At 51.0% G+C, this 13,746-nt stretch carries 16 protein-coding genes; 8 read left to right on the top strand and 8 right to left on the bottom strand.

All coding sequences use genetic code 11. From position 1 onward, the window contains the following. Positions 1-73 precede the first annotated feature (73 nt). Both EJP77_RS07060 and EJP77_RS07055 read right to left on the bottom strand, forming a co-directional pair. Complete coding sequence (locus tag EJP77_RS07060; RefSeq protein WP_127198516.1) at positions 74-718, bottom strand: nitroreductase family protein; 645 nt, start codon at positions 716-718, stop codon at positions 74-76. 62 nt (positions 719-780) lie between these two features. Continuing rightward, entirely contained in the window at positions 781-1,203 is a 423-nt protein-coding gene (locus EJP77_RS07055) for an RrF2 family transcriptional regulator (protein WP_127198515.1), read from the bottom strand. Positions 1,204-1,401: 198 nt separating this feature from the next. Here EJP77_RS07055 and EJP77_RS07050 point away from each other — a divergent pair, with 198 nt between their 5' ends. Continuing rightward, a complete protein-coding gene (locus tag EJP77_RS07050; protein WP_127198514.1) occupies positions 1,402-2,880 on the top strand; it encodes a GGDEF domain-containing protein in 1,479 nt (492 codons plus the stop codon). A 78-nt stretch (positions 2,881-2,958) separates the two neighbouring features. Here EJP77_RS07050 and EJP77_RS07045 read toward each other — a convergent pair whose 3' ends face one another. Continuing rightward, on the bottom strand, positions 2,959-3,462 hold the full coding sequence (locus EJP77_RS07045; protein ID WP_127198513.1) for a ferritin: 504 nt from the start codon (positions 3,460-3,462) through the stop codon (positions 2,959-2,961). A gap of 158 nt (positions 3,463-3,620) precedes the next feature. Here EJP77_RS07045 and EJP77_RS07040 point away from each other — a divergent pair, with 158 nt between their 5' ends. Together EJP77_RS07040 and EJP77_RS07035 are read left to right on the top strand one after the other, a co-directional pair. Beyond that, on the top strand, positions 3,621-3,950 hold the full coding sequence (locus EJP77_RS07040) for a DUF6054 family protein (protein WP_127198512.1): 330 nt from the start codon (positions 3,621-3,623) through the stop codon (positions 3,948-3,950). Continuing rightward, complete coding sequence (locus tag EJP77_RS07035) at positions 3,931-4,443, top strand: GyrI-like domain-containing protein (RefSeq protein WP_342772992.1); 513 nt, start codon at positions 3,931-3,933, stop codon at positions 4,441-4,443. The genes EJP77_RS07040 and EJP77_RS07035 overlap by 20 nt, the downstream gene beginning before the upstream one ends. Positions 4,444-4,525: 82 nt before the next feature. Here the strand turns inward: EJP77_RS07035 and EJP77_RS07030 are convergent, their stop codons facing one another. Both EJP77_RS07030 and EJP77_RS07025 read right to left on the bottom strand, forming a co-directional pair. After that, positions 4,526-6,073, bottom strand: coding sequence for a DHA2 family efflux MFS transporter permease subunit (locus EJP77_RS07030; protein ID WP_127198510.1), 1,548 nt, complete (start codon positions 6,071-6,073; stop codon positions 4,526-4,528). Positions 6,074-6,082: 9 nt separating this feature from the next. Continuing rightward, on the bottom strand, positions 6,083-6,724 hold the full coding sequence (locus EJP77_RS07025; protein ID WP_185897274.1) for an HlyD family secretion protein: 642 nt from the start codon (positions 6,722-6,724) through the stop codon (positions 6,083-6,085). 151 nt (positions 6,725-6,875) lie between these two features. Between EJP77_RS07025 and EJP77_RS07020 the strand changes: the two genes are divergently transcribed. The 3 genes from EJP77_RS07020 to EJP77_RS07010 are packed head-to-tail and all read left to right on the top strand — an operon-like array spanning position 6,876 to position 8,566. After that, the gene (locus EJP77_RS07020; protein ID WP_127198508.1) at positions 6,876-7,424 is read left to right on the top strand and encodes an NAD(P)H-dependent oxidoreductase; all 549 of its coding nucleotides are present in this window, start codon (positions 6,876-6,878) and stop codon (positions 7,422-7,424) included. Between the two features lie 10 nt (positions 7,425-7,434). Then, a complete protein-coding gene (locus EJP77_RS07015) occupies positions 7,435-8,376 on the top strand; it encodes a hypothetical protein (RefSeq protein WP_127198507.1) in 942 nt (313 codons plus the stop codon). Further along, positions 8,369-8,566, top strand: coding sequence for a hypothetical protein (locus EJP77_RS07010; protein ID WP_127198506.1), 198 nt, complete (start codon positions 8,369-8,371; stop codon positions 8,564-8,566). Before EJP77_RS07015 ends, EJP77_RS07010 begins: the two co-directional genes overlap by 8 nt. 149 nt (positions 8,567-8,715) lie before the next feature. On the opposite strand, the gene EJP77_RS07005 is transcribed toward EJP77_RS07010, so the two are convergent. Both EJP77_RS07005 and EJP77_RS07000 read right to left on the bottom strand, forming a co-directional pair. Beyond that, on the bottom strand, positions 8,716-9,402 hold the full coding sequence (locus EJP77_RS07005) for a CidB/LrgB family autolysis modulator (protein ID WP_127198505.1): 687 nt from the start codon (positions 9,400-9,402) through the stop codon (positions 8,716-8,718). Further along, positions 9,399-9,776: a CidA/LrgA family protein gene (locus EJP77_RS07000; RefSeq protein WP_127198504.1), complete on the bottom strand. Its 378-nt coding sequence runs from the start codon at positions 9,774-9,776 to the stop codon at positions 9,399-9,401. The genes EJP77_RS07005 and EJP77_RS07000 overlap by 4 nt, the downstream gene beginning before the upstream one ends. 125 nt (positions 9,777-9,901) lie before the next feature. Between EJP77_RS07000 and cidR the strand changes: the two genes are divergently transcribed. After that, positions 9,902-10,795: a cidABC operon transcriptional activator CidR gene (gene cidR / locus EJP77_RS06995; protein ID WP_246021773.1), complete on the top strand. Its 894-nt coding sequence runs from the start codon at positions 9,902-9,904 to the stop codon at positions 10,793-10,795. 320 nt (positions 10,796-11,115) lie between these two features. After that, positions 11,116-12,516, top strand: coding sequence for a branched-chain amino acid transporter BcaP (bcaP, locus tag EJP77_RS06990; protein ID WP_127198502.1), 1,401 nt, complete (start codon positions 11,116-11,118; stop codon positions 12,514-12,516). A 67-nt stretch (positions 12,517-12,583) separates the two neighbouring features. On the opposite strand, the gene EJP77_RS06985 is transcribed toward bcaP, so the two are convergent. Beyond that, positions 12,584-13,663 (bottom strand): site-2 protease family protein, encoded by a 1,080-nt coding sequence (locus tag EJP77_RS06985; RefSeq protein WP_127198501.1) that lies wholly within the window; start codon positions 13,661-13,663, stop codon positions 12,584-12,586. Between the last annotated feature and the right edge of the window lie 83 nt (positions 13,664-13,746).

Below are 13,746 nucleotides of genomic sequence, written 5' to 3'. Positions count from 1 at the left end.
TATGAAAAGATTCTGATGAAGCGTAGCGTTCGCCTTTATGAACAGACTTCCATCATCTGATGGCTAATTGGTATTAGTTCACAGAGTTCCAGAACGTAGTCTCATCCACGCTCAGTCTTCCGGTGAACCGGCCTGGTGCCGCAGCTTTACCAATGGCGATAAGTACCGCGGGTACCAAAGTGTCTGGAAGGCTGTAGGCTTCCTTGAATTTCTCTGCATTAAAGCCGCCCATTGGAACGGTATCATAGCCTTTGGCTCTGGCGATCAGCATAAGCTGCATGGAGACAAGACCCGCATCAAGAAGGTTGATGTTGTGAAGTTTATCTTTAGGCAGTCTGCCGTACATTTGGACAATACGCTGAACCATAGCGTTCTTGTTCTCTTCGGTCATCTGGCCAGCTTCTACGGTCTTGCTGTAGATTTGGTCTGCTTTATTATACGATTCCAGGTCTCCAAGAACGGCAATCACTGCTGCGGCTTCGGCAACATGCTTCTGGCCATTCGCGATCGTGACGAGCTCTTCCTTCAGCTTCTCGTCATCAATGACAAGGAAGCGCCAAGGCTGGATATTGGAGGAAGATGGAGCCGTAGAGGCAAGCTCCAGAATTTCGGTTAATTCTTCCCGGGAAATTCGTACGGACGGATCGTAGGAACGAACGGAATGTCTTTCCTTCAATACGGTATAAAGATCTTGCACGGTTTGAACTTGGTTACTCATCTCAATCACTCCTAATATATATTATACTGTGCACATAAATACACAGTTAAACCCAAAAAAATCTACAGCAAGTCAGCCACGGTGTATTTCTCCAACACCTGAAGCACCTGCACGTTGACTTCCTGAACGATGGCCGAGAACGATTCGTGCATGTCTCTGCCGAAGTCATGATCGCCCGTTGTCTCAAGCATTTCACTGCAGCAAGGACCTTTCTCTTCCAAGGCAAGGTAAACGTCTTTCAAAGAGATCTCCTCAGGTGTCCGCTTCAGCCGGTAACCGCCGTCGCGGCCTTCTCTTGTTTCAAGAATGCCCTCACAAGCCAGCTTGGAGAGAATCCGGCGGAGCAGAGTAGCCTCGGATTGCAGCTGACAGGCAATCTTACCGCTCGGACAGCAGGATGGCTGTTCCGAGAGGACAACCAAGGCCTGAACAGCAAGACCAAACCATTTGAAATTGGGGGAGCCTATCATTTTATCGCTGGACATGGTGTGGTCAGATCCCCTCTCTTGGTAATTCACACCAACAGTATATAATTTAACTGTTACGATTTCAAGCACAGTATATATAAATAATCTGAGATGCCCAGTGATGAATTTTTTGCAGGCTTCTTTACTTGCATTACGCTACTGTATAAGATAGGACTGCAGCTAGAAAGTGCATGAAGTGTTGGGGGTTGGAATCAGATGAATAGTTTATATGGTTACAGACACAAAATTGCAATCCTGTTTATTGTATATACTCTTGTGGAGGCCGTTCTCGTACTCGTGTGTCCAGGGGCTACGGTGATCTCCGATTGGTTAATGATTATAGCTCCATGCTTGGCAATGATGGTATTTGTGCCTATGATCCGTAAGCTTCCTGGAGAACAGAAGCTGTTCTGGTTCTTAATTTCGCTAGGATTGTTTGGTGAATTTCTGGCCCAATCCACATGGGCCTATTACGACTGGGTGCTTCATACTCCCAGTCCTGATTTGAGTGAGGCGGATATCTTTTGGATACTTCAGTCCATAGCGTTTATCGCTGCTCTAATTATCCGAAGTAAAATGACGATATACGGGCTCAGGTATTCCCTGGATATGGCGATCATTCTGGTTGGCACCTTCTCGATAAGCTGGAAATATGTCATTCTGCCCATTGTTTCCTCGACTGGCGAATTCACTACACTTATCGTAGATCTGATCTACCCGATCAGCGATTTGGTTATCCTGCTCCTGAACATCCTTTTGATATACAACAGGAGAACTAAGTTCGTGTCAGCGGTGAATAGATTTCTGACTGCCGGATTTCTGGTGTATATTGCAGGGGATACCCTTTATCTTATTTTTGGTGATCTGGCAGGATATGAAGTAGACAATTTGCTCAATCCGCTCTGGCTGGCCGCGACTTTCCTGTTGACCTTGGCCTGTATCTATTCAGCCCAGCCGTCTTCTGATCCTGTTCTGGCGGAAAGAGAGGCGGACCAACGTTTAACGAGGACCATCCTGCTCCCCTATGTTGTACTGGGCAGTCTGGTGGTTCTTATGCTGATCGAAGTGGGGCTGAATAATAGTATCGTGAGTGGAATCGTGGCCTGCGTTCTTCTCATTTCGCTCAGGCAGGTTACGGTTATGGTCGAGAATCGCAGACTGCTGGCCGAACTGAAGCGCTCCTTGGAGAAGTCCGTGTATCTGGCCAGTCATGATGGGCTGACCTCCTTACTTAATCGAAGAACATTTGAAGAGAAACTTGAAGCCTATATGCAGGGGATCCGCCGCCCTGAACGGCGTATGGCTCTTATGTTCTTTGACCTGGACGGGTTCAAGCAGATTAATGATACGTACGGTCATGATGTGGGGGATGAGCTTCTTAGAATCGTAGCGGAGCGGATGGAGCGCTTAAAGCGTGAAGATATGATCCTGGCTCGACTGGGCGGGGATGAATTCATTGCTCTGATGCCACATTGGGAGTCGGAACAAGAGATACATGAGTGTGCAAAGCGTCTGCTAACCGCTGTTACGGAGCCGCTTATTATTAAGGAGGTCCGGCTGCAGCCCAGAACAAGCATTGGAATCGCCCTGTATCCGGATCACGCTCTGACGCGCGTAGATCTCATGAAGTTATCCGATATAGCGATGTACCGCTCCAAAAAGAAGGGCAGCAACAACTATACGATATATGAATAGCAAGCATTCTATGAGACACAAAGAAAGAGGGCGATGCGCCCTCTTTCTTTGTGTTCCAGGTTTATTTCTGCCCAAATCTTAGGCCTCTGGAGAGAACGTGCGCCCACCAAATTCCTTATCCAGCTCGAAGAATGCAGTGCTGTTCACATCAATCCGCTTCAGCTTCTGAATAATGCCATCGAACAGAGCTTCCTCTTCCACCTGCTCCTCAATGAACCAGGACAGGAACTGGAGCGTAGCATGCTCCCGGTCATCCAAAGCTAGATCCGATAGACGGTAGATCCGCTGGGTGTTCACTTGCTCATGCTTGTATGCATGCTCAAAGGCATCCAGAATCGAGTCATAATCGTTCTTGGGCTCCTCAAGTGCTGAGAGAACCACACGTCTTCCGCGGTCATTCAGGAATTTGTAGATCTTGGATGCATGGAACCGTTCTTCTTCAGCCTGGACCAGGAAAAAGTTGGCGAAGCCATCCCAATTCACGGCCGAGCAGTAGCCGGCGATGGCCAGGTAGACATGTGCAGAATGGAGTTCAAAATTAAATTGTTCGTTCAGAGCTTCGTATAATGATTCTTTTACCAAGTCGCCACGCCCTTCCCATATTGGATATGTAACATCATCCTTATACTACCATACCCGATATTTGAAACGCACCCCCGGGAAGTGTTAGGCTGGGAAGTAGAGATACTACCGCTTAGTCGATGCGCCAACAACTCTTATACAGGGAGGATGCAAAGAAGGTGAGCGAAAGCAGGTTCAAAGTGAGTTTGAAGCCAAGAGACGTACGGGAACTGGTAAAAGAGGGCCTGGACGCCGATCTGATCCACGAGGAGTCTCATGATCTAGGCGATGGCAAGGAGATTGGAACGCTGATCTTCGAGAAGTATTTTTTGCGCGTGAAGAACCGGGTTGCGCTTGTGGTCATAGCCGACAACATTTATGGCACGACAGAAGTCAGGGCCATTTCGACGGGTTCGTCGGAAGGGATGATTTTTAAGTTTGACTGGGGAGCCTCAGACGATTTCGCTGGAAGTGTGGAGCGTATTTTGAGTGAATATATTGTGGATTAGAGGAGCGAAGCTGAATATGTTTCAGAGCCATGATATTACGATTGTGGAGAAGCCGGCTTTTCAGGCAGTAGGAATGGAGTGGAAGGGAACCTTTGCCGAGGCCGGAGCAGGCGGCATTCGTCAGGTTATCCAGCAGATGCATGAGCGCAAGCAAGACATTCAGCATGTATCCGATCCGGAGACTCTGCTGGGCCTCTCCTACCATGTAACCGAGGGTGGCTTCACCCATTACTCTGTCCTGCAGGTGTCGGCTGTTCATGAGATTCCAGAAGGGATGGTCAGCGTATCGGTGCCTGCTCTGTCCTATGCCCGATTAGAGCATCGCAAAAGACAGGATATCGACAAATCCTATGAGCATATTTTTGCCTGGATTGAAGAGCAGGGATACAAGAAGGCTCCGGGAGACCTGACCCACTGTGAAGAGTACCCGGTAGGCCAAGACCCGTATACGGGGGACCCTGAATTTAACATCCTTATTCCTATACTTAGATAAAATAAACTGAATTCATACAAAGAAGGACCCCGCGTTGATTACGCATTGGGGTCCTTTGCTATGTGCAGCGAGAGTGTCAAGGTCAAGGCTTCCGCATATCGATCGGCTTCAGAGCGGAAGGCTTGACCGATCTGCGCAGGAAGAGGGACAGGACCAGGCCGATAACGGCAATCCAGGTTGCAATAATGAAGGCGTCGTTAATCCCGTGAATGGCGGATTCCCTGGACGCAAGGCCGTATACAACCTGAAGTGCTGCACCTTGAGCAGTTTCAGGCGGAAGTCCACCCGCGGCAGCCAGAGTCTGGCCGAGGTTCCCGATCTGCTCGGTTACGGAAGGGTTGCTCGTCGTGACCGCATTTCCGTAATCGGCCAGATGCACGGTGGACTTCGTGGTCATGACCGTGACGAGCAGGGCAGTCCCGATGGAGCCGGCAATCTGCCTGACGGTGTTGGACATAGCGGTTCCATGGCTCCCGAGATGCCGCGGAAGCTGATTAAGCCCTTCGGTCTGCACAGACATTATCAGGAGGGACATGCCAAAGCTGCGCACGGTATAGACCATCATAATGTGACCGTAAGTAGTATCTGAGGTCAGCCTGCTGAACTCCCAGGTCGTGAGGGCGGTGATCGCAAGACCGATAATCGCCAGCGGACGTGCGCCAATCTTGTCGAAGATGCTTCCCGAGATCGGCGACATTACCCCCATTAGCAGCGCGCCCGGGAGAAGGAGCAGGCCGGAGTCCAGCGGTGTGAAGCCTCGAATATTCTGCAGATAGATCGGCAGAAGCAGCATGGCTCCGAACATGGTCATATTTACGGCAGAGCCAATAAAGGTAGAGATGGTGAAGATATCATACTTGAACACACGGAACTCCAGCATCGGACTGTCCATTCCGAGCTCCCGGAAGATGAAGAGCAGGATGAACAGGACGCCCAGCACAAGTGAAATGACAACCGTGGCGCTGTCCCACCCTTTACTGCCCGCGGAGCTGAAGCCATACAGCAGGGAGCCGAATCCAATGGTGGAGAAGATCGTGCCAAGTACATCGAACTTGGGTGAAGACAGCTTGGACACATTGCGCAGCCAGAGCCAGGATAAGATGATATCGACCAAAGTCAGCGGAATGACCATGATGAACAGAATGCGCCAGGTGTAGTGCTCCACGATCCAGCCGGACAGGGTTGGACCAATCGCAGGGGCGAACATCATGGCAATGCCCATTGTTCCCATGGCAGCACCGCGCCTTTCGGGAGGAAAGACCGTCAGAAATACATTCATCACAAGAGGCATAATGATGCCTGCGCCGCCAGCCTGAATGATTCGGCCGACCAGCATGATGGAGAAGGTCGGGGCCACCGCGCATATGACAGAGCCTGCTCCAAATATGGCCATAGCCCAGATGAACAAGGACCGTGTACCAAATGACTCAATCAGGAAGGCGGTAATCGGAATCAGGACGCCGTTGACCAGCATATAGGCGGTCGAAAGCCACTGGACCGTTGTGGCTGACACGTTAAAATCGTTCATGAGATGCGGGATCGCCACATTCAGAAGCGTCTGGTTCAGGATGGAGATGAACGCGCCCAGCATCAGAACGGTCAGGGTGCGGCCGAGCGATATATTTTCCATAGGTGCCCCCTAAATATGAATTCTTACCGATGCATTCATGCCCGGAACAATGCCAAGCCCTTTATAGCCCTCTACGGTAATCACAATCGGAATGACCTGAGCCACCTTGGTATAGTTGGCATTGGAATTCGAGGTGGGAAGCAGAGAGAAGGTACCAGCCGTAGCCAGTCCGATACTGTCTACCTTGCCCGATATGACGGTGCCTGGAAAAGCATCAATATACACATCCACGCTCTGCCCGGCTTTAATGTCGTTAATCCGGGTCTCATCAATATTGGCGGTGATCCAGAGGTTATCGAAATCATAAGCTCGCCCGAGCGGCGTGCCTGCCGCTACCAGAGCATTCTGTACTCCCGACTGCTGTACGACCGTACCGCTGACGGGAAGAGTGATATCGGCTGCTCCGGCGGTGGACTGAACAGAACCAAGGCGTTCACCCGCGTTGTAGGCCTGACCGACCTTGGCATTCCACCGGATCAGCTTGCCGGCTGCCGGCGAACTGATCGTAATAGGCTGGCCGGCCACCTGAGCGTTATCTGTTTTGACATAGTTAGCGTTCTGGTTGTAATAGTAGATTCCAGCCCCCGCTCCGGCCAGAATGACTACAATAACCAGAATATTGACCAGAATCGCACGTGAACTCATAGAAATTGCCCCTCCTTATTTTTCGAAGCTCATGCTCTCATTCCTGTGAAAGAGGATTTCCTGAAAGTTCTTCCCTTATTCAGTAATGGAAGCTAATGATTCTCTGCTGTTTCGGGCATACCTATACACGAAGGATAGAAGGTAAAGGGGATTGGATATGAATATTTATGTCGTATATGACAGTGATAATGGCCATACCGAGGCCTTGGCTCGTGCCGTAGCACAGGGGGCTGAAATTCCCGGTGCCAAGGTGCATTTGCATCATGTTAAGGACGCAAGAGTGGAGGATTTGACCGGGATGGATGCGATTCTCTGGGGCTGCCCGGGACATTTCGGGTCGATCAGCGGCGGACTGAAGAATTGGATTGATAAGCTGGGTTATTTATGGGCGCAGGGCAAGCTTGTCGGCAAAGTAGGTGCCGTGTTCTGTACAACCGCTACTGTACACGGGGGAGTTGAGGCTACTCTGCTGAATTTGATTGTTCCCATGCTGCATCAAGGCATGATCATCGTCGGGCTGCCGGGGAATATCCGTGAGAATGCACTCTATGGTTCTTATTACGGGGTTGGGGTTACCTGCCCTGTAGAGCTGTCCCCTTATGACCCGCCCAATCTGCCGTCCGAGAAAGACTTAGCGCTTGGTAGAGCTTTGGGCCAGAGGGCCGCGAACGTTGCGGCAAAATTATCGGATGCACAGATCAGGTAGGGGGCGCTCTATGGAGTACGCATTTGCAGCTTTGGTGGTCATAGGGGTAATATTCCTCGTTATATTCAATATCCGTACCAGCAGAAGGGTCAGAGAGCAGCAGGGAAGAAATTCAGCAGGACAAGACCCAATGGACGCATCAGCCTTCTCCGATAGCGCAGGCCGTCCGGCCGATGGAGACCCTGCCCGGCTCGATCCGACCGTGATGCAGATCAACGAGATCCTGGAGCCTGTAGCTGAGACCGGGCTTGAAGAAGGGCCTGAACTCCGTGCAGTGAGAACGCGTGTGGAGCCTGTGCGTGGACCGGCAGCAGAACACGCTGCGGAGGCGCACCGCAGAGCCGCAACAGATCGAATCGCCGAGTCTGATCCTAGAGCGGGGACAGATCAGGTTGCAGAGCTTGTTCGCGGAGCTTCAAATGAACACGTTATGGAGCCGAACCGGGAAGTGGGAACAGAACAAATATTGGAGCAAGACCGCAGAGAGATGACAGGACAGATTCTGGAGCCTAATCATGAAGCGACCGCAGAACCAATTGCGGCGCCTGGTCGCGGAGAAGCAACCGAGCATGCTGCTAGGCCGACGTACGAACCAGATCAGCAGCACGACCCGGTGTTGTATGTGCAGCCAGAGACGACGCGGGCGGGGAGCCATAGTCCGTACACCGTTGACCCGAGCACAGCCGCTCATAAGGAAGATCCCGGAGCGGCCGTAGATCGGCTTCTGGCTAGCAGCGGTACGACTAGCAGCACGACTACCCGTGATGAACATTACCGCCAGGCCCTAAGACAGCTTGCCGAGCCCGAGCGGGCAGTGAAGCCGGAACCGGATCACAGAGGTGAAGATATAGGCGAAGATAATGCTGGAGATAAAGCATACCGCGAAGCTCTTCGGAGCATTCTGGAGAAGAAGTCTGCAGATCATAACGAAAGGGGTAACAGGAATGAATAACGAGCAAGACATGAAGAGTGACCTTCAAATGCCAGATAAGGCATATCGTTTGGCTCTTCGGAGTTTTGCGGGACAGGGGACTGCCAGCATGAATGCTGAATTCTCCGAGGAGCTGGGCGCTGGCAGCAGCGAATCCGAAGTAGCCCAGTGGGTCAACAAAAACTTGGGAAGACAAGCTAAGCTGAAGTAAGCCTAGTTCTACATCAGAGCAAAGTCGAAGAAGAACCGCAGAGCCCCGTAAGGGCCATGCGGTTCTTCTTAATTTATATACACTTACTTCTGAACGGTTTTGTTGTAGTTGCTGATCTTCCCCGTGATATCTTTGGCTGCATCAACCAGTTATAGACGGGCTAACATGGAGATGATAAGTGGTGCTGCTCCAAGGGTGAACAAAGCGGCGACGATCATTGAAATGCTGGAGATCGTGCCTGTGAGTGAGCTCAGCTCGAAGGCTTTCGAGGTACCTGTTCCGTGAGCACCTGTGCCAAGCAGTACACCGCGTGCAACTTCGTTGTCGATCCGGAACATCTTTACGATCATCGGACCAATAATGGAACCGAGCAGTCCGGTGATAATAACGAAGACAGCCGTAATGTTCGGCACGCCGCCAATCACCTCGGAGACACTCATGGCGATTGGGGTAGTGACAGAGCGGGGTACAAGGCTGCTCACCAGCGCGTTATCCAGATGCATGCTCTGTGCGAGCAGCATGGATGATACCATGGCGACAATGGAACCGGACAGGACGCTGATCAGAATCAGGGCCGCATGTTTCTTAAGGACTTTATAATACTTGAACAGAGGCACGGCAAAAGCAATCGTGGCCGGCTGCAGCATGCTGCTGAGCCATTTCCCTCCGCTGTTATAGGCTTCATATGGAATATGTACGAGCAGAAGCCCGATAACCAGAATCAGCGGCGTGACCAGCAATGGGGATAAGTACACACGCGGCTTGAATCCGTACAATTTTTTGCATACAAAATATAGGCTTACCGTGATGAACAGACAGATTAGACCGGTAATCATACTTGCTTCTCCTTTCGCTTGGCGATCCGGGACGCGGTAAGTCCGGAGCTGGCCATGACAATAAATGTACTAAAAATAACGACAATCAGGATGCGAACTCCATCACTCTCTAGCATGGGAATGTACTTCATTACGCCTACCGCGGAAGGGATGAAGAACAGAAGCAGCTCAGCCAGCAGCCAATTGGCGCCTTTCTCGATCCACTCCAGCTTCACAACACCGGTCTTCAGCAGCGTAAAGATAACGACAATTCCGAGGATGCTTCCAGGTATATTCAAGTGGAGCAGGTCCACAATTTTATTCATAGCCATGGAAATAAAGAACAGGATGGCAATTTGCAGAACACCCATCAACAAGGACTTTAGTTTTCCCATTTGTGAAAGCCTCTTTTCATTTTCTGTGTATACTGAAATTTTACATCAATTTCTTTCATAGGTATAATGCATATATTGAATGTTTCACATTCCAAATGGTTATGATAGATAAAGAGGTGCTTTCCGTGGATATCCGTCAATTGCAGTATCTTATCGAGGTAGCCCGTTTGAAGAGCTTTACGAAAGCGGCTGAATCGCTGTATATTACGCAGCCGACCATCAGCAAGACGATCAGGCAGATGGAGGAAGAGCTCGGGATCGTGTTATTTGACAGAGTTGGCAAAAGAATCAGTCTGACGGATGCGGGGCAGATTATGGTTAATCAGGCTCAGAATATCGTCAAATCCTTCAATAATATGTCAGCGGAACTGGATGATCTGCGGAATTTGAAGAAGGGGCATATCCGAATCGGTCTTCCGCCGATGGTGGGGGCCAGCTTCTTCCCGAAGATAATCGGACAGTTCCATAAGCGGTATCCTGACATTACAATTCAGCTGTTTGAGGATGGGGCCAAGAAGGTCGAGGCGGACACGGACAGCGGAGCGCTGGATGTGGGCATCACTGTGCTGCCTGTAACCGTGGAAGGGCTAGAATGCTTCTCCTTCGTGGAGGAGAAGCTGAATCTGCTCGTGCATCCATCCCACCGGCTTGCAGGCCGGGAGGCCGCGCCGCTAACCGAGCTCGTAGAGGAGTCTTTTGTGTTGTTCCGGGAGGACTTTGTCCTGCATGACCGGATTATCACAGAATGTGTGCGCGTTGGATTTCAGCCCCGGGTCATCTATGAGAGCTCCCAATGGGACTTGATCAGTGAGATGGTCGCGGCTAATCTGGGCATTGCACTCCTGCCGGAGACGGTATGCCGCGAGGTGGACCCATCCCGGGTTACGATTCTTCCTCTAGTGGACCCGGTCATCCCTTGGAATCTGGGTATCATTTGGCGGGAGGACCGCTATTTGTCGTTCGCGGCAAGGGAATGGATCCGTTTTGCCCAGGAGGTATTATCAAGTGGAGATGGATAAGGTACGGAAGGTCTGCCTAACCCAGGGCAGAATGCCACAGAAAAAGGAACTTTCATCCATACCCATGAGGCGGATGACGCACGCATTGGGTATAGCTCAAGCCGGCCAGTTGAGTCCCTAAAGCCTTGGAATATCCGCGAATGCACCCGCTAGGGGTGCTTTTTTTGCAAACCAAAAACAAATAAAAATTTAATGTAATATATTACCTCACAGCTTATTCTTCTTTTGTTTGGTTAAATTCCTTATAATAGCGAAATATGATACGAGATGTCGTATTTCTTCCTTAGCACAATGACTAATTATAGAGTAGGGGAATCTGGATGAATCTAATGAGGAGAAAGTCCATCTCATCGATGATGGAGCTAAAAGAGAAAGGCAATACGCTAAAGAAAGAGCTGGGCGCATTCGATCTGACGATGCTGGGCATAGGCTGCGTGGTAGGCACCGGGATCTTTGTCATGACCGGGGTGGCCGCTGCGCAGCACGCAGGCCCCGCTCTGATCTTGTCGTTCATCATTGCAGGACTGGTCTGTGCCTTCTGTGCGCTCTGTTATGCCGAGCTGGCTTCTATGGTGCCTATCTCGGGCAGCGCCTATACTTACAGCTATGCGACTTTCGGAGAGATCATTGCCTGGATATTAGGCTGGGATCTTATTCTGGAATATGGCTTCGCCGCTTCAATGGTAGCCAGTGGATGGTCGGGATACTTTCAGGGGCTGATGTCCGGCTTTGGCATTCATATCCCGCATGCTCTGAGCAGTGCTCTTGATACGGGCAAAGGCACCTATATCGATCTGCCGGCCATCATTATTGCCCTGTTGCTGACCTTTGTGGTCTCACGGGGAGCCAAAGAATCAACCCGGCTGAATACGATCATGGTAGTCATTAAGATCGCAGTCATCGTGCTGTTCCTCGTCGTTGGGGTCTTCTATGTGAAGCCGTCCAACTGGACGCCATTCATGCCGTTCGGCTTCGGAGGCGTGATGACAGGCGCAGCTACCGCATTCATCGCTTATATCGGCTTTGACGTAGTGGCTACCGCAGCGGAGGAAGTTCGTAATCCGCAAAGGGATCTTCCGCGGGGGATCATAGCTTCCCTTATCGTGTGCGCTCTGCTGTACGTGCTTGTAACCGCCGTGCTAACCGGCATTGTGCCTTACCAGCTACTTGACGTGAAGAACCCGGTGGCTTTCGCCATTCAATTCATTCATCAGAACTGGATTGCCGGATTTATCTCGCTCGGAGCCATTATCGGTATCACAACCGTATTGTTCGTGCTTCTATACGGTCAGACTCGACTGCTCTACGCAATGGGACGCGACGGCCTGCTTCCGAAGAAGTTGTCCAAGCTGAATCCGAAGACCAAGGCGCCGACGGTCAGCACATGGGCAACGGGAATTCTCGTTGCGTTCTTCGCAGGCGTACTTCCTCTGGACCGGCTGTCGGACCTGGTGAGTATTGGAACGCTCTTCGCGTTCATCTCGGTGGCCATCGGGATTATTATTCTGCGGAAGGCCCGTCCTGATCTGCAGCGCTCCTTCCGGGTACCTTGGGTACCTGTGATTCCGCTGCTTGCGATCATCTTCTGCGGCTATCTGCTGTTCAGCCTGCCGCTGGTAACATGGGAAGCCTTCCTGATCTGGATGGTCATCGGATTGGTTGTATACTTTTCATTTGGAATCAGAAACAGCCGGCTTGCGAAGCCGGAGCAAGACGAATAAGAGCATAGCACAGAGGCTGGTACCTGTCGTGAAGACAGGTGACCAGCCTCTATTTGTTTGGGGCAGCTCATGTAAGATTGCTGAACTGATGAACCATATACATCATTCCAGCCAGTCCCCCTGCAAGCAGGGCATAGGTAATTCCGTAGCCTATACGGGCAGACATCGGAACATCATAATATTGGTTGTTCTCGAAGACCTCATAATCGACCTGGCATTGTATGGCCAGGTGCAGGCCGTCTTCCTTATTCACGTGGTCAATATGAACGACCTGTACTCGCTGAATCAGACCCTGCTGCGGCAGGGCGATTAATCCTTCGAAATTCAGTCCTTCCCATACCGCTTTAACATATTGCTGACCGTCAAGCTCGCTGTATGTGGTATAAGCCAGATCTCTCCGGTGTCCTGTTCCAGGGATGAGATATCCCTGTTCCCTCAGATGTTCTGCCGGTACCTCGAAGGCACCCCTTAGTGAACGGGTCGCCTTCTTCTTCTTGCGTCCGTATTTCTCATACAGCTCGTAAGCGAAGAGAGCCCAAATAATGAAGAACAAGAACGACTTCAATTCAATGATTACGTACAGTCCGCCGATCAGTCCAACCAGCCACAACCAGCGGGTGACGGCCGTAGCGATTCTTCCCCCATCCAGCGGATGAATGGGCAGCAGGTTAAGCAGGTTGAGGAAGAAGCCTGCATTAGCCAGGGCATACAGCAGAGGGCTGTCCAGATAATAAGCAGCGCCGAATGTGATTAAGGCGCCGAGACTCCCGAGAATGGGTCCGCCCAGTGCGATATAGGCCTCGGTCTGGGCATCCCGCGGATTCCGCTTCACTGCGATTAAGGCTCCGATAAAAGGAATAAATAGCGGTGCTGACACGGGCAGTCCCTTCCGCTTGGCGGCAAGCACATGACCCAGCTCGTGGATGAACAGAAGCAGGACAAGGCCTACGGCAAAGCCCCAAGGATAAAGGATGGCGTACGCGCCTATGGACACCGCCATGGAGATCAGGGCTCCGCCCAGTTTGCTGAATTTCAAGACGGCGAGCAGAGTTTTCCCTTTTGCAAGGATTAAGGCGAACAGACTGCCCAGCCGCCAGAGAGAGTTCTTCTGCTGCTGTTGGGATTTCGGATTTTGTTGTTCCTCCAATGGACTTCATGCCTTTCTGTGTTGGATTTATGAACCAAGTTGCGGTCATTCAGGTATAGAAGCGGCTTAATTTACAAAACTTA

The organism is Paenibacillus zeisoli (genome assembly GCF_003994465.1).
GTDB classification, from domain to species: domain Bacteria; phylum Bacillota; class Bacilli; order Paenibacillales; family Paenibacillaceae; genus Fontibacillus; species Fontibacillus zeisoli.
Note: the sequence above shows the minus strand (reverse complement) of the source record. Positions and strands in the feature narration are given on the sequence as shown.